The following is a 21,336-nucleotide window of genomic DNA, read 5'->3' as shown; positions in this document are numbered from 1 at the left end:
CACTTGCACGTTTACCGAAAGGATTTCCGATGAGCCCGACGATGTCCCTGCCCGCCTGGGCCCGCCCGCACTGGCAGCCGAACGACGAGGAGATCCTGCTGCAGTTCTACGTGTTCGGAAACTTCGAGGCGGTGCGCGTGCCTTCGCAGGACTACGGCAGCCCAGGCCTGCCCGAGGGCATCACCTCCACCAACCACCATCACCACGAGTTGCGCGCGTGGGAGGGTTATCCGCTCGGCGGAAGCATGGGCAAGCTGTTCAAGGAGGAGGCGCCCGAAGCCTACCGTGCTGCCGTGGACGCACCGCAGGTGCTGGTGGTGCGCGGTCGCCTGCCCGACCAGCCGGATACCGGCTACCTGCGCGACGTGATGGGCGTGATCGCGGGCCTGCTCGATATCGGTGGCGTGGCCGTGCTCGATCCGCAGATCGTCTCGCTGTTCGATGCCGATGGCTGGCGCCGCCGCTACCTGGTGCCGGACGGCGCACCGATCCGCAGCCACCTGCTGATCCTGCGCGACGCCGAGTCCGAAGCCGGCCGCAGCTGGATCCACACCCGCGGCATGCGCAAGTTCGGTCGTCCCGATTTCAGCCTGCGCGACGTGCCGGATGCCCAGGTCAACCTCGCCGGCAGCCTGTGCGAGCGCCTGGTGGAGCTGGAAGTACTCGGCGGTCGTTTCCAGGATGGCCAGCAGGTCGAGATCCCGGGCCTGCCCGAGGATCTGGTCGCGCGCCTGGGCGGCGGTCCGGAGCATCCGGACTTCAACAACAGCTTCGTGGAATTCCGCTGGCCGGTCTGACGTTGCCTGTTCGCTTCCGGACGTAGGAGCCCGCTGGCGGGCGATGCTTTTCGGCTTCGATGTGGATCAGGAGCAGGCGCATCGCCCGCCAGCGGGCTCCTACCGAGGTAGGTCACTTCTGGCAGCGCGGGCACCAGAAAGTCGAGCGCTGCCCCAGCGTGGCCTGGCGGATCGTCGCGCCGCAGGACCGGCACGGTTCGCCGGCGCGGCCATAGACGAACAGTTCGCGGAAGAAATAGCCCGGTGCGCCGTCCGGGTTGAGGAAGTCGCGCAGCGTGGTGCCGCCGCGCTCGATCGCCCAGCCGAGGATGCGCTTGATCTCGCCGGCGAGCCGCGCGTAGCGGGCGCGCGAGATGCTGCCGGCGGGCTTGCGCGGATCGATGCCGGCGGCGAACAGCGCCTCGCTGGCGTAGATGTTGCCCACGCCGACCACCACCGCGTTGTCCATGATGAACAGCTTTACCGCGGCGCTGCGGCCGCGTGAGAGACGCCACAGCAGGTCACCGTCGAAGTCGTCGGTCAGTGGCTCCGGTCCCAGCGTGGCGAGCAGGTTGTGCGTTTCGCCCGGCCACTGCCACAGCAGGCAGCCGAAGCGGCGCGGGTCGGTGAAGCGCAGCACGCGCGCCGGCTTGTTTGGCGCCGCATCGATGGCGATGTCCACATGGTCGTGCGTGTTGACCGGCGCGTCCGGCGGCAGCACGCGCAGCACACCGCTCATGCCCAGATGCAGCAGGGCGCTGCCGATCTCCGTGCGCAGCAGCAGGTACTTCGCCCGTCGCTCCACCGACTCGATGACCTGCCCGGGCAGCAGCTCGGCCACCTCGCGCGGAATCGGCCAGCGCAGATCCGGCCGACGCAGCGTCACCGCGCCGATGCGCCGGCCGACCAGGTGCGGGGCGATGCCGCGGCGGGTGGTTTCGACTTCGGGGAGTTCAGGCATAAAGGCGGAGGGGGCAATGGTGACGGGTAGGAGCGCACCTTGTGCGCGAACGCTTTTGCTCTCGATCTACATCAACGCCAGAAGCATTCGCGCACAGGCTGCGCTCCTACGGGAGCTCAGCTCCAGTCCGCGTGGAAGCTGCCTTCGCGGTCGATGCGCTCGAACGTGTGCGCCCCGAACAGATCGCGTTGCGCCTGGATCAGGTTGGCCGGCAGGCGCTCGCTGCGGTAGCCGTCGAAGTAGGCGATGGCCGAGGCCAGACCCGGTACCGGCACGCCGGCCTGCACCGCCGTGGTGACCACCTCGCGCAGCGCCGCCTGGTAGTCGGTGGCGACCTTGGCGAAGGTCGGTGCCAGCAGCAGGTTGGCCAGCGAGGCGTCGGCGGCGAAGGCGCGGGTGATGTCCTCGAGGAAGCGGGCGCGGATGATGCAGCCGCCGCGCCAGATGCTGGCGATGGTGCCGTAGTCGAGGTTCCAGTCGTACTCGGTGGAGGCGGCGCGCAGCTGGGCGAAGCCCTGCGCGTAGGAGATCAGCTTGGCCAGGTACAGCGCGCGGCGCACCGACTCGACGAAGGCGGCGCGGTCGCCGTCGAACGGCTTGGCGGCCGGGCCGGCGAGCTGCTTGCTGGCCGCCACGCGCTCGCTCTTCAGCGAGGACAGCACGCGGGCGAACACCGACTCGGTGATCAGCGGCAGCGGCACGCCGAGATCCAGCGCGCTCTGGCTGGTCCACTTGCCGGTGCCCTTCTGCGCGGCGCGGTCGAGGATCACGTCGACCAGCGCCTGGCCGGTCTCCTCGTCCTTCTTGCCGAAGATCTGCGCGGTGATCTGGATCAGGTAGCTGTCCAGCTCGCCGGCGTTCCAGTCGCCGTAGACCTTGGCCAGTTCCTCGTTGGACAGATCGAGGACGCCCTTGAGCAGGGCATAGCTCTCGGCGATCAGCTGCATGTCGCCGTATTCGATGCCGTTGTGCACCATCTTCACGTAGTGGCCGGCGCCGCCGGGCCCCATGTACGCCACGCAGGGCGTGCCGTCCGGGGCGCGGGCGGCGATTTCCTTGAGGATCGGCGCGACCAGGTCGTAGGCGTCGCGCGGACCGCCCGGCATGATCGACGGGCCCTTCAGCGCGCCTTCCTCGCCGCCGGACACGCCGGTGCCGATGAAGTGCAGGCCGGCCTCGGACAACTCCGCGGCACGGCGCACGGTGTCGGTGAACAGCGTGTTGCCGCCGTCGATCAGGATGTCGCCCTTGGCCAGCAGCGGCTTGAGCGCGGCGATGGTGTCGTCGGTCGGCTTGCCGGCCTTGACCATGAGCAGGATGCGGCGCGGGCTTTCCAGCGAGTCGACGAATTCCTGCAGCGAGAACGTCGGCACCAGGCCGGCGTCCGGGTATTCGGCGACGACCTCGTCGGTCTTCTCGCGGCTGCGGTTGTAGATCGATACCGCGTGGCCGCGGCTGGCGATGTTCAGCGCCAGGTTGCGGCCCATCACGGCCATGCCGACGACGCCGATGGCCTGCTTGCTCATGGGGCTTGCTCCGGAAAAGGTCAGTGCGGGGGAAGATGGGGCGTCCCGGCGCGCAGGCAAGCCGCGCGGCTCAGGGCTGGAGCTGGATTGCGTCGCGCTTCGGCGGGCGCGGCGTGGCGAGGATCGGCACCAGCGCCACCCGGTCGCCGACCTGCACGTAGCGCAGCGGGCCGGTGGCGCTGGTGTCGCCGAAGCGCAGCGTGCGGTCGTCCAGGGTGAGCGTGGCGACCGGATGGGTCAGGCCGATCCTCGCCGGATCGAAGTCGGACAGCGGGCGCCAGGCAAGGGCCTGGGCGGCAGCGATGCCGGTGAGCTGCTCCAGCCGTCCCTCGTCGGCCGCGACCGGCGGTTCGCCGTCGCGCCACCAGTGGCCGTCGTGCCGCACGTAGCGCTCGGTGGGATGGCCAGGCAGCGCCAGCGTGACGCGGGTGATTGCGTCCGGGTCGAGCGGCAGCAGGGTGGCCGGCGACGCGGCCGCGTCGTGCCGCCACTGCCACAGCGCGGTGACGGCAAGCGCGGCGACGACAAGAACCAGTGCAAGTCGCTGGCGAACGGCGCGACGCATCGCTCAGTACCGCCGCCGGCGCCAGACCACCAGTCCGCCGACCAGCAACAGCGCCAGCGGCAGTCCGGCGAGAAAACCGAAGGTCACTGCGTTCAGTCCGCCCTGCGACAGCTGCAGGAAACGGTCCGGCGCGCCGCGCGGCGGCAGGTTCACCAGCGCGTCGTCGCCGAGCAGCCAATCGAACAGCCGCTCGCCCAGTGCGCGGTTGCCGCCGTTGCCGAGATAGGTGTTGGAGAGGAAGTCGCCGTCGCCGACCACCGCGGCACGCTGCTCGCGCTTGGCCGGGCTGGGCGAGAGGCGGCTGAGCGCGAAGCCGAAATCCAGCGCCCGGCCGGGCTGGCTGTCCAGGTCCGGCTGGCCGGTGTCGATCCGCGTCTGCGGGTTCGAGCGCAGGAACGGCACCGCCGACCAGTCCCTGCCCGGGTGCGCCGCCAGCGCGGCGACCTCGGGGAACAGCGTGGTCAGGGTGAAGCCGCGGGTGATCGCCTGCGCGGGATAGTCCCCCAGCGCGATCATGTGCGGATCGTGCAGGCCGAGCGCGCTGCCGGACGGATCGGACAACGTGCCTGGCAGCACCGTGACGCCCAGCGCATCGGCCAGCGGCTGCAGGCCGAGATCGTTGCCCAGCGGCTGGGGTCCCTGCGGGTCGGTCAGCCACAACAGGTTGCCGCCGTCGGCGACGTAGTTCACCAGCGCCTGCACGCCACCGGGCGGCAGCGGTGCACTGGGGCTGGCCAGCACCACCAGATCGGTGTGCTCCGGTACCGCGGTGACCTGGGCGAAGTTCAGCGGCACCGCGCGCATGCCGCGGCCTTCGAGCTGGTGCATGAAGGTGCCGAGGTCGGCGTTGGCCTGGCCGTCGGCGCGGCGCTCGCCGTCGCCGGTGACGAAGGCGACGATGCGATCGCCGCCGCGGGCCAGGCGTTCCAGCGCGTTGGTCAACGGCGCTTCCGAGGACAGGTCGTCCAGATGCTGCTCGCGGCCGTGGTAGCGGATCACCAGCTCGCCGTCGACGGTGATGCCTTTCTCGCGCATGGCGCCGGGGTCGAGCTGCGGATCGACGAAGCGCAGCGAGATGTCCGGCTTGGTCTGCTGGTAGCGTGCGATGAAGCTGGCGATGCCCTGCCGCAGTGGACCCTGCGGATTGGCGTAGCTGGTGATCTCCACCGGACCGTCCAGCCGGGCCAGTACCGCGCGGCTCTCCTTCGACAGGCTGGCGCGGGCGTCGTGGGTCCAGTCCGCCACGTGGTGGTAGCGGGTGGCGAGGTAGCCAGCCGCTGCGAAGGCGAGGATCGCCAACGCGGCGAACAGCCAGCTGTCGAGGCGGCGCAGGGTGCGGTGCAGCGTCGTCATCAGCCGCGCTCCCGGTCGGCGTCGAGGCGGCGGATGGCCAGTGCCAGGGCCAGCGCGGTGAGCAGGACGAACCACAGCACGTCGCCGCTATCGACCAGTCCGCGCAGCAGCGGCTCCAGGTGCGTGCCCAGTGCCAGCCAGTGGATCACCCCGCTGTCCACGCCGGCGGCCTGGGCGCCCAGGTTCACGCAGCACAGCGCCAGCGCGACCACCAGCGCGGCGGTGGCGGCGATCGCCGGATGCGAGGCGAAAGCCGAGCAGGCCAGTCCGATCGCCGCGAGCAACGCCAGTACCAGCACCAGCCCGATCGTCGCGGCGGCCAGCTTGCCCCAGTCCAGCGTGGTGCCGTGGGCCAGCGACAGCGGCATCGCCAGCACCAGCGTCAGCCACAGCACAAGCCACGTCAGCGTGGCCAGGTACTTGCCCAGCACGATGCCGGCGGGCGACTGGCCGGTGGCCAGCAGCAGCGGCAGGGTGCCGTTGCCGCGTTCGCCGGCGAGGCTGGACATGGTCAGCAGCGGCACCACCAGAAGCGCCAGTTCCGTCAGCCCGAACGGCACCAGCGAGCCGGTGAACAGGCTGCTCAGCAGGGGCACCGCCACCAGATCGGTGTAGCCCGGCCCGGCCGGCAGCGCGGCCAGCCGCACCTGGGCGGCGAGGAAGTTGCCCAGCAGCAGGACGAAGCGCCAGGCCAGTTCGCCCAGCGTGAGGGCGCCGAGCACCCAGCCCAGCGGGCGGACGAACAGGCGACGGAGTTCCAGGCGCGCCACGGCCAGCGCGCTCATGCGGCGTGGCTCCGGCCGTTCATGGCGATGTCGAAGAACTGGCGCTCCAGCGTCGGCAAATCGGCGGCCTGCACCAGGCCGGTGTGGCGCAGCCGGCCCTCGTGCAGGATCGCCACCCGTCCGCAGACCGTCGTGACCTCGGCCAGCAGGTGGGTGGACAGGATCACCGCCGCGCCACGCGAGGCTTCCTCGCGGATCAGCTGGCGCAGGGCCGCCACCTGCACCGGGTCGAGCGCGTTGGCCGGCTCGTCGAGGATCAGCAGGTCCGGCCGGTGCAGCATCGCGCAGGCCAGGCCCAGGCGCTGCCGCTGGCCCTGCGACAGCACGCCGGCCAGGCGGCACGCCATCGGCGCCAGCTCCAGGCGTTCCAGCATGCCGTTGCAGGCGCTCGTCAGCGCCGCACCGTGCAGGCCGCGCAGGCGCCCGTGGGCGTACAGGTGTTCGCGCACGGTCAGTTCCTGCCACAGCGGGGCGCGTTCGGGCAGCCAGCCGATGCGAAGACGGCCCAGCTCCGGGCGCTCCAGGAAATCCTCGCCGTCCAGCCGGATGCTGCCGCTGTCCGGCCGCATGGCGCCGGCGATCATGCCCAGGGTGGTGGATTTGCCGGCGCCGTTCACGCCGAGCAGGCCGAGTACCTCGCCCCGGTCGACAGTCAGGCACAGATCCTGCAGGGCCATTCGGCCGGCGCGTTGGCGGGTCAGCCGGTCGATCTGAAGCAGCGGGGGCGGCGTGGTCATTGCATGATTGTCACGGCGCCCCCACTTTCAGACAACCGGCAAGGGTTTGCGCCAGGCGTGCACACGTCACGCTGCGACATTGCGCGCACCGCCCATGCTGGTGGGTACGGAGACCCGTGCACTAGACTGCTTTTTCAACGACATAGAGACGTACTCCGATGCTCGACGCCGTACTCAACTTCCTGTCCAACGGGCTGACCCACATGAGCTGGGTCGGCATGCTGGTCTACATGCTGGTGGTGACCCAGCTCACCATCTTCACGGTGACCATCTACTACCACCGCTGCCAGACCCACCGTGGCGTCGACCTGCATCCGGTGGTGCAGAACTTCTTCCGCTTCTGGGGCTGGCTGACTACCGGCATGGTGACCCGGGAGTGGGTCGCGGTGCATCGCAAGCACCACGCCAAGGTGGAGACCGCCGAGGACCCGCACAGCCCGCAGATCTACGGCATCAAGAAGGTGTTCTGGGACGGTGTGGCGCTGTACCGCGACGCCAGCGAAGTGAAGGAAGACCTCGAGAAGTATGGCCGCGGCACCCCGGACGACTGGATCGAGCGCAAGCTCTACACCGGCCATCCGTACTGGGGTCCGGCGCTGATGCTGATCATCAGCTTCGCCCTGTTCGGCGTGATCGGCGTGGCCTTCTGGGCGGTGCAGATGATCTGGATCCCGTTCTGGGCCGCCGGCTTCGTCAACGGCATCGGCCACTGGTGGGGCTACCGCAACTTCGAGAGCGCCGACACCGCGACCAACCTGATCCCGTGGGGCTTCTGGATCGGTGGCGAAGAGCTGCACAACAACCACCACGCCTTCCCCAGCTCGGCCAAGTTCGCCCTGCGCAAGTGGGAGTTCGACATCGGCTGGGCGGTGATCTGTGCCCTTCGCGCGGTCGGCCTGGCCAAGGTGCTGCGCGTGGCGCCCACGCTGGACGTGCGTCCGAACGTCAGCCTGCCCGATGCGGAGACGCTGAAGGCCGTGCTCACCCATCGCTTCCAGGCGATGACCGACTACTACCGCGGCGTGATCGTGCCGACCCTGCGCGAGGAAGCGGCCCATGCCGGCGAGAGCATCAAGGCCGTGCCGCGTCGTCTGCGCCGCGCGCTGGCCGACGGGGGCCGCTGGCTGGACGGCGAAGGCCATGACCGGCTGCAGGCGGTGCTGGCCAAGCGCCCGACCCTGCGCACCGTGGTCGACTTCCGCAGTCGCCTCGCTGCCTTGATGGAGCAGCGTGGCACCGACCAGGCGCTGAAGGGCCTGCAGCAGTGGATCCACGAAGCCGAGCAGAGCGGTATCCGCGCCCTGCAGGAGTTCGCGGCCAAGCTCAAGGGTTACGCGATCGCCAGCTGACGTCGTATCCCGGGTTCCCGGTAAAGAAAAAGCCCGCCTTCCCGGCGGGCTTTTTTGTTGGGCGGTGGAGCGGTTCAGAGCTGGTCCGGGCCCTTGCGAAGCCACCGGTCGATCAGCTGTTTCTCGTAGCGCAGGCTGTCGGTGCTGGTCGGTGCGGTATTGCTGGTCAGGAAGCCCGGATCGCGCAGCTTGCGGTCGCCTTCGCGGATCACCTTGCCGTCGGCATCGAGCAGCTTGAAATGGAGGTTGATGCGCGGCGGGTAGATGTCCTTGATGATCCGCACCTCGCGCATTGCTCCTCCGTGCCACGGCTCGAACGAACCGGCGCGGTCGATGTCGGTCACCACCACGTCGAGCTGTTGGCCGGGTTGCAGCATCTTCGCGCCGCGCTTCTCGATGTAGGCCTTGAGCGTCGCCAGGTAGTCGTTGCTGGCGCGGGTCGGCGCGAGCGCCTTCTCCTCGCGGGTCTCGGTGAAATGCTCGGGGTGGTCGTAGGTGACCGTCACGCTCTGCGGCGCCGCCGCGCCGGCGAGGACGAGCGGTGGCGTCGCCAGGCCACTGGTGGCGAGCAGGGTGAACAGGGCAGTCCGCACTTTCATGGCAGTTCTCCTGGTCGGGGATAGGGTGGGAGCGGCTGAAGGTTCGACAATAGCCCGGCGCGAGCGGTTCGGCGCGTCGGCCAGGGAGAGGGGAAGGGTATGGCGTTCAGGGTGTTGCTGCTGGGGGCGACCGGGGTCTTCGGGACGCGGTTGGCGCGGCGACTGGCGTCCGACGGGCGCTTCGAGCCGATCCTTGCCGGACGCTCGCCGTGCGCGCTGCAGGTGCTGGCCGACGAGATCGCTGCCGCCGCGGGTCGATCGGTGACGGTGGCGTCGCTCGATGTGTTCGCCGACGACTTCGCCGCCCGGCTGGCCGCCCTGCAACCCCAACTGGTGATCCACGCGGCAGGCCCGTTCCAGGCCCAGGACTACCGCGTGGCAGAGGCATGCCTGGGCTGTGGCAGTCACTATGTCGACCTGGCCGATGGGCGGGATTTCGTCGCCGGCATCGTGCGGCTGGATCCTGCGGCACGTGCAGCGGGCCTGCTAGTCACCAGCGGGGCATCCAGCGTGCCGGCCCTCAGCAGCGCGGTGGTCGATGCGTTGATGCCGCGCTTCGCCAGGCTGGACGGAATCGAGAGTGCGATCAGCCCCGGCAACCGGACTCCTCGCGGCGACGCCACGGTAGCCTCGATTCTCGGCTATTGCGGGCGGCCGATCCGCGTCTGGCGCGACGCGCGCTGGCAGGTGATGCACGGCTGGATGGATACGCGGCGCGTGCGACTGGCCCGCTCCCGCCGCTTCGTCGGGATCTGCGAAGTGCCTGACCTCGAACTCTTTCCCCACCGCTATCCCGGGGTGCGCACCGTGCTGTTCCGTGCGGGGCTGGAGCTGCCCCTGCTGCACGGCGGTACCTGGCTGGCGGCGGCGCTGGTGCGGTTGGGTCTGATTCGCGATCTGCCGCGCCATGCGGTACGCCTGCGCCGCTGGAGCGAATGGTTCATGCGCGGGGGCAGCGACGTCGGCGGCATGGTGGTGGAGCTCACTGGCGAGGGTGCGTCCGGGGGCCCGCTCCGCGTGCGGTGGTGGCTGGAGGCCGCGGCGGGCGAAGGGCCGGAGGTGCCAGTGACACCGGCGCTGGTGCTGGCGCAGCGACTGGCCGACCGATCCCTGCACGCGACCGGGGCGATGCCCTGCGTCGGCCTGCTGGGACTGGGGGAGCTGATGGCGGCGCTGGCATCGTCCGCCGTCACCAGCGGAGTCGAAGTGCTTGCCTGAGTTGTGGAGCGTTCAGTCGAGGAAGCGCCAGGCCTCGGCAGGCTCCGGCATCCGGCAGGCGTCGCGTTGGCCGAACAGCCGGTAGCGGTGCCGCGCCACCCAGCGATAGGCTGGATCCGCGAACCACCGCGGTGTCCAGCGCAGCAGTGCGGACGGGATGCGCCACGGGCCGCCCAGCCGCTGCAGCACGCCGGCGATGGCCGCGGTGTCGATGTGGCCGACCCCGTCGGCCACCAGCAGCAGCGAGGCCGGATCGTCGGGCGACAGTCCGTGCGCGGCGAGCAATGCACGGCCGTGCCGGCCCTGCATCGCCGCCAGCCGGAACCGGCCAGCGCGATCATGCCTGAGAATGAAGTCCACCCAGCGGCTACACAGTACGCAGACGCCATCGAAGACCACCACGGCCGGTTCATGCGCCATCATCGACCTCCAGCGTGCCGCGGTAACCGATCCAGCGGCCGATGCCGGGCAGGCTGGCCTCGACAGTAAAAGCGTATCGGTCGCCCTCGGCGCCACTGCAGGCCAGCACGTGACCGAGCCACCGACGGGGCAGGGGCAGGCCAAGCAGGCGCGCGCCAAGCAGGTGCCAATGGATCGCGCCACCGTCCGCTTCGAGGCGGAAGCGCAGCAGCACCGGTCCCAGCCGTTCGTGCAGCCGCCGGTCCGGCCCGGCGCTCAGCCGCGAGCGCATGCGCCCATGGGCAAAGCGGCGTGTCCACCGTTCGCCGTCGCCGTCGCGCTCGATTTCCACGGTCAACGGTTGCGCCGGTCCCGGCGCAGGCACGCCCAGCAGCTGCCGCAGCAGGCGTGCCGCACGGCTGTCGGTGCCGACCACGTCGGCCTGGCCGCGCAGAGCTATGCTGCCGCGGCCGCCATGCGCCCGGCGCACCGGGGCCGCAAGTCCGGCCCAGGCGGGGCCCAGCAGTGCGGGAAACAGCGACTCGTCCCTGGTCATGCCGCGCATGATCGCGGTCGCCGTGCGACCGGGCAAGAAAAAACCCGCCACGAGGGCGGGTTTCGAAGGCTGGACCCCGGCCTGCGCCGGGATGACGTTCCGGCCAGCCGTCCGCGCAGGCGCGGACGGGGCGTCACGTCACTTGATCTTGCCTTCCTTGTAGATCACGTGCTTGCGCACGACCGGATCGTACTTCTTGAACTCGAACTTTTCCGGGGTGTTCTTCTTGTTCTTCTGCGTGGTGTAGAAGTGGCCGGTACCGGCCGACGAGATCAGACGGATCTTGTCCTGGGTCTTGTTCGCCATGGTCTAGCTCCTCAGATCTTCTCGCCGCGGGCACGCAGCTCGGCAATCACGGCCTCGATGCCATTCTTGTCGATGGTGCGCAGGGCGTGGTTGGACACACGCAGCTTGACCCAGCGGTTCTCGCTGGCGACCCAGAAGCGACGCTCATGCAGGTTGGGCAACCAGCGGCGACGGGTCTTGTTGTTCGCGTGCGAGACGTTGTTGCCGGTCCGCACACCCTTTCCGGTGACTTGGCATACACGGGCCATGATGACCTCCGTATTCGTGGTGTAACGCCCGTTGGCCAGGGCGACGTCGGCCCAGCGGCGCCTTGGCGCCACGCGATGCTGGAGGGTGCAGCTCTCTAGGCTTGCCGTGAGGTCCGCATCGCGTCGCGGACGGCCCACATGAGCGGGCGGCAGGAGTCGAGCCGCGCATTATCGCGGAATTTCATCCGCTTGCGCAATCCTTGACCAGCGGGCCGGGCGGCTGCGCCAGTGACGGCGCGCCGGCTTGTATGGAACAATCGCGCTCTTTGCGGTTTTCCGTCCGCCCGCGGATGGAGCCGGCCCGAACTTTCGAAGAGGACTCCCGATGTCAGACGTAACCACCAACGGCCAGGCCGACGGCCAGGCCAACCAGCCGCAGCTCGCGCTGCAGAAGATCTACGTGAAGGACGTCTCGTTCGAGGCCCCCAACGCGCCGCAGATCTTCCAGGACATGGGCGTTACCGACGAGCAGCCGCAGGTGCAGCTCAACCTCGGCCAGCGTGCCACCGACCTGGGCGACGACCTGTACGAAGTGGTGCTGAGCCTGACCCTGACCTGCACCATCGGCGAGCGCACTGCCTACCTGGCCGAAGTGCACCAGGCCGGCCTGTTCGGCATTGCCGGTTTCGCGGCCGAAGACCACGCCGGGATCATCGGCAGCTACTGCCCGAACCTGCTGTTCCCGTACGCGCGCCAGGTGATCTCGCAGCTGGTGCTGGAAGGCGGCTTCCCGCCGTTCCTGCTGCAGCCGATCAACTTCGACGCGCTGTATGCCGAGCAGATGCGCCGCAACGCCATGGGCGGCGAGACCGCGCCGACGCTGAACAGCTGATCCAGCCATGAGCACCCGACCGACCCTGGCGGTACTTGGTGCCGGTTCCTGGGGCACGGCGCTGGCGGCGCTTGCGGCACGCAACGGCGTGCCGACCCGGCTTTGGGGCCGCGACCGGCAGGCACTGGAAGCGATGGCGAAGACCCGTCGCAACCAGCGCTATCTGCCGGATCTGGAGCTGCCGGCCGAGCTGCACTACGAAGGCGACCTGGCCGCCGCACTGCGTGGCGCCCAGGTGGTGCTGATCGTGGTCCCGAGCCATGCGTTTGCGTCGATGCTCGACCAGATCGCGCCGCTGCTCGAGCCGGGTGCCGCGATCGCCTGGGCGAGCAAGGGCTTCGAGCCGGGCACCGGCCGGTTCCTGCACGAACTGGTGGCCGAAAAGCTGCCCGGTCGGCCGGCGGCGGTGGTCACTGGCCCCTCCTTTGCCAAGGAAGTGGCGGCCGGGCTGCCCAGCGCGGTCACCGTGCATTCGGACGACGAGGCGTTCGCCAGGGAAATGGCGGGGATGCTGCACGCCCCCAACTTCCGCGCCTACACCGGCAGCGACGTGCTGGGCGGTGAGCTCGGCGGCGCGATGAAAAACGTGCTGGCGGTCGCCACCGGCGTGGCTGACGGCATGCAGCTGGGCCTCAACGCCCGCGCCGGCCTGATCACCCGCGGCATGAACGAGATGCTGCGGCTCGGCCTGGCGCTCGGTGCGCGGCCGGAAACCCTGATGGGGTTGTCCGGCCTGGGTGATCTGGTGCTCACCTGTACCGGCGATCTGTCGCGCAACCGCCGGCTCGGCCTGGCGCTGGGCAAGGGCATCGCGCTGGACGAGGCGGTGCGCCAGATCGGCCAGGTGGTGGAGAGCGTGCTCACCGCCGACGAGGTGGCGCGGCTGGCTGCCAAGCACGGCCTGGACCTGCCGATCGCCAGCGGCGTGCGCGCCGTGCTGCACGGCGAGGTCACCCCGGTCGAAGGCCTGCGCGCGCTGATGGCACGCGAGCAGAAGCCGGAATACCCGCAGGGCCTGTTCCCCGGCACCTGAGCGTGCAGGTCGGTTCGCCGCACGAGTTTGCGGTAAGGGCGTGGGCACACCGTGACAAGCCTTGCTAAGCTCAAGGTTTTGATCGCCCAACGGACCGCATGCCCATGCAGCAACCGGACGACCGAAAGCCTGGCGATCCCGCCCCCTCGCGCGTTTCCGCCGTGTCGGGCCTGTCGTCGGTGTGGCGCCGCGTGCTGGAGCCGCCGGTACCCCCGGCGCCGGCCGAACGCGGTGTGCTCGGCTTCTTCCTGGATGTCGTCCACGAGGACGGCGCGCCGTATGGGCGCGTCGACGTCGCGCCGGCCGTGCTGGCGGTGGCCGAGCACGGCCGCTTCGTGCGTCCGTCGCCGCTGGACAGCAAGCATCTGGTCAACGCCCAGTTGGAGCCGCACGAGCAGCGACTGGCGGCCACCGTGCTGGGTCTGCCGCAGAACGTGCGCAAGAGCCGCAGCTACGCCCGGCTGTCCGGTCATGTGGGCGACGCCCTGCTGGCCGAGATCCTTGACACCGCACCCTGCTTCCTCGGTGGCCTGGGTGGCCTGCGCCTGTCGCGCGGCAAGTCGCATCAGCTGAACTGGCATTGGCACCTGGAGAGTGACGGCAGCCAGCGCCTGCTTCCGGCGCTGGCCACCGGCCAGCGGCTGCTGCGCATCGATGGCCTGTGGTATCTCGATGCCGAACGCGCCGAGGTGGGGCATCTGGAGGCGCCGGTCGAGGAGATCGTCTGGCTCGACCTGCCGGCGCTCAAGCACGACGACAGCCATCGTCTGCGCGATGTCCTGCCGCACAGTCGGCTGGCGCAGCGGGTGCCGTTGCCGCAGGTGTTCGAGGACCTGCGGCGGGAGGATCTCGCCCCCAAGCCGCTGCTCACCCTGCACGCGCTGACCCGGCACGCCCGGCTGGCCGCCGGCACGCCGCCGCTGGCCTACGCGCGGCTGGCCTTCGACTACGCCGGCGAGCGCCTGCCCGGTCGCGGTGGCGAGCCGCTGGTGCGTCGCGTGCGACAGGGCCAGCTGGTGGAGATCGTGCGCCGACGCGCCGACGAACTGGCGGCGATGGAGCAGCTCGAGCGTGCGGGGCTCACTCCCGCCGTGGACACCGAGGGTCTGCCCTGGGACCTCGCCGACACGTTGCCGGAAGACGCCTGGCTGTTCCCCGGCAAGGGCTACGCCGGCGCGCTGGAGGTGAACACGCCGGCGCGCTGGCTGGCGCTGCGGGCGCGCCTGGAAGGCGAGGGCTATCTGGTCGAATACGCGCCCAGTTTCCCGTTCGAGGTGCTGGAAGGCCCGGTGCGCTGGTACGGCGACGCCACCGAGGACGCCGACGACCACGCCTTCGACCTGGAAATCGGCATCGAGGTCGAGGGCAAGCGGCACAACCTGCTGCCGGCCGTGGCGCAGGCGCTGGCCGAGCATCAGCTCAGCCTGAGCCCGGTGCCGAACGAGCCGGAGGACGCGGTGTGGTATGCCCCGGTGGACGACCGCCGCCGCGTGCCGGTGAAGCTCAAGGAGCTGCGCGACCTGCTGGCGCCGCTGGCCGAGTACCTGGAGAAGCCGCGCAAGCAGCTGCACCTGCCGCGCGTGCAGGCCGGCCGGCTGGACGAGCTGGTCGACGTGATGCCCGAGGGCGGCCAGCTGCAGGCGCCGGAGGCACTGCGCGGCTTCACCACGCGCCTGCGCGACGCCGCCGAGCGCGCCAGCGATGCGATCCCCGAGGGGCTCACGGTGGAATTGCGTCCCTACCAGCGCGAGGGCCTGCGCTGGCTCAACGCGCTGGCCGAGGCGGGTGTCGGTGGCGTGCTCGCCGACGACATGGGCCTGGGCAAGACGCTGCAGCTGATCACCCACCTGCTGGCGCTGAAGCAGCGTGGCGCGCTGACCCAGCCGGCGCTGGTGGTGGTGCCGACCAGCCTGATCCCGAACTGGCAGGCCGAGTGCGCGCGCTTCGCGCCTGCGCTGAAGGTGTTGGCGCTGCACGGTCCGCAGCGCAGCGGCGACTTCTCCCAGCTCGGCCAGCAGGACATCGTGCTGACCAGCTACGCGCTGCTTCCGCGCGACGTGGTGGCGCTGCGCAAGCAGCCGTTCGCGCTGATCGTGCTGGACGAGGCGCAGCAGGTGAAGAACCCGCGCACGCAGGCGCGCCGCGCGGTGCTCAGCCTGCGCGCGCCGCGCTGCATCTGCCTCACCGGCACGCCGCTGGAGAACCACCTGGGCGAGCTGTGGTCGCAGGTCGACCTGGCCGTGCCGGGCCTGCTCGGCGACGAGGGCGCGTTCCGCCGCCACTACCGCGGCCCGATCGAGAAGCAGCGCGACGAGGCCTGCCAGGCGCGGCTCAACCGTCGGCTGGCTCCGTTCATCCTGCGCCGGACCAAGAGCCAGGTCGCGGCCGAGCTGCCGCCGAAGACCGAGATCACCCGTCGCGTGGTGCTCGACGGCCGCCAGCGCGAGTTGTACGAAAGCCTGCGCCTGTCGCTGGCCGACGAGCTGCGCCAGGTGATCGCCCAGCGCGGCATCGCGCACTCCGGCATCGTCGTCCTGGACGCGCTGCTCAAGCTGCGCCAGGTCTGCTGCGACCCGCGGCTGGTGAAGCTGGAAGCGGCCCGCGGCGTGCGCGACTCGGCCAAGTTCGAACTGCTCATGGACATGCTGCCGGCGCTGCTCGCCGAAGGCCGCAAGGTGCTGCTGTTCTCGCAGTTCACCGAGATGCTCAAGCTGATCGCCCACGAGTTGGACCGCCGCCGCATTCCCTACGTGACGCTGACCGGCGAGACGCGCGACCGCGCCGAGCCGGTGAAGCAGTTCCAGGAAGGCGACGTGCCGCTGTTCCTGCTCTCGTTGAAGGCCGGCGGCGTGGGCCTGAACCTCACCGCCGCCGACACGGTGATCCACTACGACCCGTGGTGGAACCCCGCTGCCGAGGCGCAGGCGTCCGACCGCGCGCACCGCATCGGCCAGGACAAGCCGGTCTTCGTGTTCCGCCTGATCACGGCAAACACGGTGGAAGAGCGCATCGAGGAAATGAAGGCGCGCAAGGCAGAACTGGCCGACGCCGTGCTGGAAGGCGGTGGCGCGCGCGAGAAGCTGAGCTTCGACCAGGAAGATCTGGACGCGTTGCTGGCGCCGGGCTGAGGGCGCGCCGGAGCGGCGGCACCGCTATCCCGCGTGATGGCTGCCTCGGGCATCCTGCGGGCCGCGTGATCGTTCCGGCTCAGTCCGACGATGGCGGGTTGCCGCGTGTACGCAACAGCGCGTCGACCGACTGCTGCCACTGCGGCGAACCGGGGGTCGCCTGCGGGGCTTCCTGTCCCAGTTTGCGCTGCACCGCCTGGTTCCACTCGGGTGAACCGTGGTCGGGGCCATGGCCGTCACTGGAGATTCCCAGCGAGCGGTCGACCCAGTCGTACCAGGCGGGCGAGCCCAGCGTGGCATCCGTCGGCGCGCTGGGCGGCGGGGTGCCGGTCGCGGTCGGTGGTGGCGGGGTGGACGGGGAGCAGGCGCTGGCGAGCAGGGCGGTCAGGCTGACGGCAAACAGGCGGCGCATCGGCGTGCCTCGGTCGGGAGAGGGGCACGGGCGAGGCTAGCCCCTGCGCGTTCAGTCCGCGTCAGGCCGACGCGAAGAGCGGGTTCACGCTCGTGCGGCGACTTCGTCGACGTGGCGCAACAGGTCGGCGGGATCGTCGTACACGCGCAGGGCGCCGGCATGCTGCAGCTCCTCGCGGCCGTAGCCGCCGGCGAGCAGGCCGATGCCGATGGCGCGCGCACGCTGCGCGGCCAGCATGTCCCATACGCTGTCGCCGACCACCAGCGCGTGGCGGATATCGAAATCCAGCCGCTGCGCCGCGGTGACGAACAGGTCCGGGTCCGGCTTGGCGTGGCGCACCTGGTCGCGCGTCACCACCGGCACCTTCGCCGGATCGACGCCGAGCGCGGCGAGGTTGTGCGCGGCGGTCTCCATGCGGCCGCTGGTGGCGATCGCCCAGGGAATCTGCTGCTCGGTGAGAAAGGCCAGCAGCTCGCGCGCACCGGGCAGCGGCTTGACCGAGCCCTGCGTGTGCTGACGGTTGAACGCCTCGGCGTGGCGCCGGCGCAGCCGCTCCAGCCGGTCCTCGGTTATATCCAGCCCGGTCTCGCGCAGCAGCATATTGGCGAACAGGCCGCCGCTCATGCCGATCTTGCGGTGGATGCGCCACACCGACAGCTCGACGCCTTCGGCGTCCAGCGCTTCCTTCCAGGCGAGCACGTGCTGATAGACGCTGTCGACCAGGGTGCCGTCCAGATCGAACAGGAAGGCGGTATCACTGCGGGGCATGGGTTTCTCCTGCAACACCGGCGCACCGTGCCACGGATCGCGTGACGGCCGCGCCATCGCGCGGTGGCGAGGCTCAGCGGCCGAGCAGCGGCCGGCCCGATTCCATGATCGCGATCGCGGCGGCGCCGAGCAGGCCCGGCTCCGGATTCATGATCGCCTGGGTGGGCACCTTCTCCATGATGTCGCGGAAGCGGCCCTTGGCTTCGAAGCGCTCGCGAAAGCGGCCGCGCTCCAGCCATGGCAGCAGGATCGGAATCAGGCCGCCGGTGAGATACACACCGTCCCACGCGCCGAGCGTGAGCACCAGGTCGCCGGCGACGCTGCCGAAGATGCCGGCGAAGGTCTCCACCGTGCGCGTGCACAGCGGGCAGCTGCCGTCCTTCGCGCGGGCGGTGATGTCCTCCGGCTTGAACGGCTGCGCGGTGGCGCCGGTGATGTGGCAGATCGCGTCGTACAGGTTGACCAGGCCCTGGCCGCAGATCAGCCGTTCGTTGGAGACCCGGCCGTACTTGTGGTTGAGGTAGTCGAGGATGGCGATGTCCTCGGGCGAGTGCGCGGCGAAGCCGGCGTGGCCGCCCTCGGTCTGCAGCACGCTGCAGTGGCCCTGGCGCACCAGCAGGCCGCCGACGCCCAGGCCGGTACCCGGGCCGACGATGGCAAAGGTCTGCTCGTCGTGCGCGCCGATCGTCGGCAGCGGCAGCGGGCCGACCGGGACCAGGTCGTCGCCCTTGAGCAGGGTTACCGCCATGCTCTGCGCGGCGAAGTCGTTGACCAGGTGCACGCCATCCAGATCCAGCGCGGCGGCGGTCTGGCGGGCGGAGATCGCCCACGGATTGTTGGTGACCTTGACCGTCTCGCCGTCCTCGATGCGGCCGGCGGCGGCGACCACGGCGCGCTTCACCTCCAGGCCGGTGTCGGCCAGGTACTGCTTCGCCGTGGCGACCAGCGACTCGTGCTCGGCGACGCGGTAACGCCGGATGCTGTCCTTCAGCAGCGGGTCGGTGCGCGACGGATCGGCCACGCCGAAGCGGACATTGGTGCCGCCGAGGTCGACCAGCAGGGTGGGAACGGAGGCGTGGACGTCAGCCGGCATGCTCAAAACCTTCAGCACAAGCGAATAGACAAGGGTGCCCTGCCCTCGGGCGCACGTCCAGTGGGACGGAGCGGAGGGGCATCACGGGGCCAGGCAGGCCCCGTCGCTGGCGATCACGTCGGCGTAGAACCTTGCGCTCGCCTTGGGGGTGCGCTTCTGCGTGGCGAAGTCGACGTGGTAGAGCCCGAAGCGCTTGGCGAAACCCAGCGACCATTCCAGGTTGTCCAGCAACGACCAGGCGTAATACCCCTTTACGTTCACGCCCGCGCGCATCGCCGCGTGCACCGCCTTCAGGTGGCGCCGGAAGTAGTCGACCCGCAGCGGATCTTCCAGCAGGTCGCCCTCGACCACCGGCGGGTCGTAGAACGCGGCGCCGTTCTCGGTGACGTAGAGCGGGAGGTCGCCGTAGCGGTCCTTGAACCAAGTGAGGGTGTCGACCAGACCCTGTTCGTACACCTCCCAGCCGGTCTCGGTGTAGGTGCGGTTGGGCTGGCGCACCGGCGAGGCGCGCAGCGGGTGCTGCACCGGGTCGTGCCGCACTACCGCACGGGTGTAGTAGTTGACGCCGACGAAGTCGACTTTCTGTCGGGTCAGCCCGAAATCGCTGGCCGGGAATGCCGGCCACGCGTCGCCGAAGCATTCCCTCAGCTGCGGCGGGTAGCTGCCGAGCAGCGCCGGGTCGGCGAACTGCTGGTTCATGTACGCGTGGGCGCGGGCCGCCGCCGCCACGTCCTCGTTGCGGTCGCTGGCCGGATATTTCGGTTCGATGTTGAACACCACGCCGATCTGCTGGCGACCCACCGCGCGGTAGGCCTGGATCGCCGCGCCGCTGGCGCGCATCAGGTTGTGCGCGGCGATCGGCGCCTCGTAGGTGTTGCGGTGCCCGGGGGCGACGGTGCCGTGCAGGTAGCCGCCGTCGGTCACCACCCAGGGTTCGTTGAGCGTGCTCCACATCGGCACGCGGTCGTCCAGCGCCTTGAACATGATCTCGGCGTATTCGGCAAACCAGTGCGCGCTGTCGCGGTTGAGCCAGCCACCGCGATCGTCCAGCGCCGCGGGCAGGTCCCAGTGGAACAGCGTGGCATTGGGCGCGATGCCGTGCTCGAGCAGGGTGTCGACCAGGCGCGAGTAGAAGTCCAGCCCAGCCGGGTTGATCCGCCCGGTGCCCTCGGGCAGCACGCGCGACCAGTTGATGCTGAAGCGGTAGCTGGTGAGTCCCAGTGCCTGCATCAGCTTCACGTCGTCGCGGTAGCGGCGGTAGTGGTCGCAGGCGACGTCGCCATGATCGCCGTTGGCCATCATCCCCGGGGTGTGGGCGAAGCGCTGCCAGATGCTCGGTCCGGCACCGTCGGCCAGCGGCGAACCCTCGATCTGGTAGGCCGACGTGGCGGCGCCCCAGACGAAGTCCGCGGGGAAGAGAAAGCGTCCTGACATTGACGGGTCCGATGGCCGCATCGCGGCTTGCTGTAAACGATTACGCCGCGAGAATAGCCGAACGCCCCTTTGGCATGCACCATGGCGGCTTCGGGCTCCGGGGCGGGCCCAATCGTGGAGAACCCGATGGCGGTCGTTCGGCTGGAGGCGCTGCGCAAGGAGTACCCGGACGGCCACGTCGCCGTCGCCGACGCGACGCTGGAGATCGCCGATGGCGAGCTGCTGGTGCTGGTCGGACCCTCCGGCTGCGGCAAGACCACCCTGCTGCGGATGATCGCCGGGCTGGAGCCGATCACCTCCGGCACGCTGAGCATCGGCGGGCGGGTGATGAACGAGGTGCCGCCGAAGGATCGCGACATCGCGATGGTGTTCCAGAACTACGCGCTGTACCCCCACATGACAGTGGCCGAAAACCTGGGCTTCGGCCTGCGCCTGCGTGGACAGCACCGCCACGAGGTGGCGCGGCGCGTGCGCGAGGTGGCGCGGCTGCTGGAGATCGAGCCCTGGCTCGAAGCGCGGCCGGTGGCGCTGTCCGGCGGCCAGCAGCAGCGCGTGGCGCTGGGTCGGGCGCTGGTGCGCAACCCGCGCGTGTTCCTGCTCGACGAGCCGCTGTCCAACCTCGACGCGCGCCTGCGCCTGTCGATGCGGCTGGAGATCGCCCGCCTGCACCGGCGGCTCGGCGCCACGATGATCTACGTCACCCACGACCAGATCGAGGCGATGACGCTGGGCCAGCGCATCGTGATGCTCGACGGCGGCGTGATCCAGCAGATCGACACGCCGATGAACCTCTACCGGCGGCCGGCCAACCGTTTCGTCGCCGGCTTCCTCGGCAGCCCGGCGATGAACTTCCTGCCCGGTACCCTGCGGCTGGCCGACGGCTGGGCGCTGGACGGCCCGCACGGTGTGCTGACCCTGCCGGGGGTCGCCGGCTGGCCGGCGTCGTGGGATCGCCGCGAGGTCACCCTCGGCGTGCGACCGGAAGACCTGCATCCGGTCGACGCGCCCGGTCTGCACACACTCAGCGCGCGGGTGGAAGTGGTCGAGCCGGTCGGCAACGAGGTGTTCCTCAACCTGCGCACCGGCGGCAAGCCGCTGGTGGTGCGGCTGCCGCCACGCACGCTGCCCGAGCCCGGCGCGCTGGTGCATCTGGCGCCCGATCCGTCGATGCTGCACCTGTTCGATGCGGCCAGCGGAGAGCGCATCGGCGACTGAAGGCTTGCGGTGCGAACTTTTTTCCCGCAAGACTGACAAAAGG

At 70.0% G+C, this 21,336-nt stretch carries 22 protein-coding genes; 7 read left to right on the top strand and 15 right to left on the bottom strand.

All coding sequences use genetic code 11. The features are described 5' to 3' along the window. Positions 1-29: 29 nt before the first annotated feature. Positions 30-797 carry a hypothetical protein gene (locus tag ATSB10_RS12785; protein WP_063673168.1) on the top strand — a complete coding sequence of 256 codons (768 nt, stop codon included), beginning with the start codon at positions 30-32 and terminating at the stop codon, positions 795-797. Positions 798-909: 112 nt separating this feature from the next. Here the strand turns inward: ATSB10_RS12785 and mutM are convergent, their stop codons facing one another. From mutM to ATSB10_RS12755, 6 genes are all read right to left on the bottom strand, one after another. Further along, on the bottom strand, positions 910-1,737 hold the full coding sequence (gene mutM, locus ATSB10_RS12780; protein ID WP_063673167.1) for a bifunctional DNA-formamidopyrimidine glycosylase/DNA-(apurinic or apyrimidinic site) lyase: 828 nt from the start codon (positions 1,735-1,737) through the stop codon (positions 910-912). 116 nt (positions 1,738-1,853) lie between these two features. After that, positions 1,854-3,263 (bottom strand): NADP-dependent phosphogluconate dehydrogenase, encoded by a 1,410-nt coding sequence (gndA, locus tag ATSB10_RS12775; RefSeq protein WP_063673166.1) that lies wholly within the window; start codon positions 3,261-3,263, stop codon positions 1,854-1,856. A 70-nt stretch (positions 3,264-3,333) separates the two neighbouring features. Then, positions 3,334-3,828 (bottom strand): hypothetical protein, encoded by a 495-nt coding sequence (locus ATSB10_RS12770; protein WP_063673165.1) that lies wholly within the window; start codon positions 3,826-3,828, stop codon positions 3,334-3,336. A 3-nt stretch (positions 3,829-3,831) separates the two neighbouring features. Further along, a complete protein-coding gene (locus tag ATSB10_RS12765) occupies positions 3,832-5,181 on the bottom strand; it encodes a GldG family protein (RefSeq protein WP_063673164.1) in 1,350 nt (449 codons plus the stop codon). After that, positions 5,181-5,966 (bottom strand): ABC transporter permease, encoded by a 786-nt coding sequence (locus tag ATSB10_RS12760; RefSeq protein ID WP_063673163.1) that lies wholly within the window; start codon positions 5,964-5,966, stop codon positions 5,181-5,183. The genes ATSB10_RS12765 and ATSB10_RS12760 overlap by 1 nt, the downstream gene beginning before the upstream one ends. Then, the gene (locus ATSB10_RS12755; RefSeq protein ID WP_063673162.1) at positions 5,963-6,703 is read right to left on the bottom strand and encodes an ABC transporter ATP-binding protein; all 741 of its coding nucleotides are present in this window, start codon (positions 6,701-6,703) and stop codon (positions 5,963-5,965) included. The genes ATSB10_RS12760 and ATSB10_RS12755 overlap by 4 nt, the downstream gene beginning before the upstream one ends. A gap of 158 nt (positions 6,704-6,861) precedes the next feature. Between ATSB10_RS12755 and ATSB10_RS12750 the strand changes: the two genes are divergently transcribed. After that, positions 6,862-8,052 carry a DesA family fatty acid desaturase gene (locus ATSB10_RS12750; protein WP_063673161.1) on the top strand — a complete coding sequence of 397 codons (1,191 nt, stop codon included), beginning with the start codon at positions 6,862-6,864 and terminating at the stop codon, positions 8,050-8,052. Between the two features lie 74 nt (positions 8,053-8,126). Here ATSB10_RS12750 and ATSB10_RS12745 read toward each other — a convergent pair whose 3' ends face one another. Next, a complete protein-coding gene (locus ATSB10_RS12745) occupies positions 8,127-8,651 on the bottom strand; it encodes a DUF3016 domain-containing protein (protein ID WP_063673160.1) in 525 nt (174 codons plus the stop codon). 99 nt (positions 8,652-8,750) lie between these two features. Here ATSB10_RS12745 and ATSB10_RS12740 point away from each other — a divergent pair, with 99 nt between their 5' ends. Then, positions 8,751-9,869, top strand: coding sequence for a saccharopine dehydrogenase family protein (locus ATSB10_RS12740; protein ID WP_063673159.1), 1,119 nt, complete (start codon positions 8,751-8,753; stop codon positions 9,867-9,869). Positions 9,870-9,881: 12 nt separating this feature from the next. On the opposite strand, the gene ATSB10_RS12735 is transcribed toward ATSB10_RS12740, so the two are convergent. From ATSB10_RS12735 to rpmB, 4 genes are all read right to left on the bottom strand, one after another. Continuing rightward, positions 9,882-10,289: a thiol-disulfide oxidoreductase DCC family protein gene (locus tag ATSB10_RS12735; RefSeq protein ID WP_083966211.1), complete on the bottom strand. Its 408-nt coding sequence runs from the start codon at positions 10,287-10,289 to the stop codon at positions 9,882-9,884. Further along, positions 10,279-10,833 carry a DUF4166 domain-containing protein gene (locus tag ATSB10_RS12730; protein ID WP_083966210.1) on the bottom strand — a complete coding sequence of 185 codons (555 nt, stop codon included), beginning with the start codon at positions 10,831-10,833 and terminating at the stop codon, positions 10,279-10,281. Before ATSB10_RS12730 ends, ATSB10_RS12735 begins: the two co-directional genes overlap by 11 nt. A gap of 129 nt (positions 10,834-10,962) precedes the next feature. After that, positions 10,963-11,130 (bottom strand): 50S ribosomal protein L33, encoded by a 168-nt coding sequence (gene rpmG / locus ATSB10_RS12725; protein ID WP_017463578.1) that lies wholly within the window; start codon positions 11,128-11,130, stop codon positions 10,963-10,965. 11 nt (positions 11,131-11,141) lie between these two features. Then, positions 11,142-11,378 carry a 50S ribosomal protein L28 gene (gene rpmB, locus ATSB10_RS12720; RefSeq protein WP_026107522.1) on the bottom strand — a complete coding sequence of 79 codons (237 nt, stop codon included), beginning with the start codon at positions 11,376-11,378 and terminating at the stop codon, positions 11,142-11,144. Between the two features lie 325 nt (positions 11,379-11,703). Between rpmB and secB the strand changes: the two genes are divergently transcribed. The 3 genes from secB to ATSB10_RS12705 all read left to right on the top strand — a co-directional run bounded on the left by secB (position 11,704) and on the right by ATSB10_RS12705 (position 16,371). Next, the gene (secB, locus tag ATSB10_RS12715) at positions 11,704-12,210 is read left to right on the top strand and encodes a protein-export chaperone SecB (protein WP_063673157.1); all 507 of its coding nucleotides are present in this window, start codon (positions 11,704-11,706) and stop codon (positions 12,208-12,210) included. 7 nt (positions 12,211-12,217) lie between these two features. Continuing rightward, positions 12,218-13,243, top strand: coding sequence for an NAD(P)H-dependent glycerol-3-phosphate dehydrogenase (locus tag ATSB10_RS12710; protein WP_063673156.1), 1,026 nt, complete (start codon positions 12,218-12,220; stop codon positions 13,241-13,243). Positions 13,244-13,347: 104 nt separating this feature from the next. Next, complete coding sequence (locus tag ATSB10_RS12705; RefSeq protein WP_063673155.1) at positions 13,348-16,371, top strand: DEAD/DEAH box helicase; 3,024 nt, start codon at positions 13,348-13,350, stop codon at positions 16,369-16,371. Between the two features lie 79 nt (positions 16,372-16,450). Here the strand turns inward: ATSB10_RS12705 and ATSB10_RS12700 are convergent, their stop codons facing one another. The 4 genes from ATSB10_RS12700 to ATSB10_RS12685 all read right to left on the bottom strand — a co-directional run bounded on the left by ATSB10_RS12700 (position 16,451) and on the right by ATSB10_RS12685 (position 20,078). Beyond that, the gene (locus tag ATSB10_RS12700) at positions 16,451-16,783 is read right to left on the bottom strand and encodes a hypothetical protein (RefSeq protein WP_063673154.1); all 333 of its coding nucleotides are present in this window, start codon (positions 16,781-16,783) and stop codon (positions 16,451-16,453) included. Between the two features lie 84 nt (positions 16,784-16,867). Then, positions 16,868-17,551, bottom strand: a complete 684-nt coding sequence (locus ATSB10_RS12695) for an HAD family hydrolase (RefSeq protein WP_063673153.1) — start codon at positions 17,549-17,551, stop codon at positions 16,868-16,870. Positions 17,552-17,624: 73 nt separating this feature from the next. Continuing rightward, complete coding sequence (gene glk, locus ATSB10_RS12690) at positions 17,625-18,644, bottom strand: glucokinase (RefSeq protein WP_063673152.1); 1,020 nt, start codon at positions 18,642-18,644, stop codon at positions 17,625-17,627. A gap of 81 nt (positions 18,645-18,725) precedes the next feature. Next, entirely contained in the window at positions 18,726-20,078 is a 1,353-nt protein-coding gene (locus ATSB10_RS12685) for a GH1 family beta-glucosidase (protein WP_063673151.1), read from the bottom strand. A gap of 126 nt (positions 20,079-20,204) precedes the next feature. Between ATSB10_RS12685 and ATSB10_RS12680 the strand changes: the two genes are divergently transcribed. Beyond that, the gene (locus tag ATSB10_RS12680; RefSeq protein WP_063673150.1) at positions 20,205-21,293 is read left to right on the top strand and encodes an ABC transporter ATP-binding protein; all 1,089 of its coding nucleotides are present in this window, start codon (positions 20,205-20,207) and stop codon (positions 21,291-21,293) included. The last annotated feature ends 43 nt before the right edge of the window (positions 21,294-21,336 follow it).

It is taken from the genome of Dyella thiooxydans, from assembly GCF_001641285.1.
In the GTDB taxonomy this organism is placed as follows: domain Bacteria; phylum Pseudomonadota; class Gammaproteobacteria; order Xanthomonadales; family Rhodanobacteraceae; genus Dyella_A; species Dyella_A thiooxydans.
This window is presented reverse-complemented; position numbering and strand designations above follow the sequence as displayed.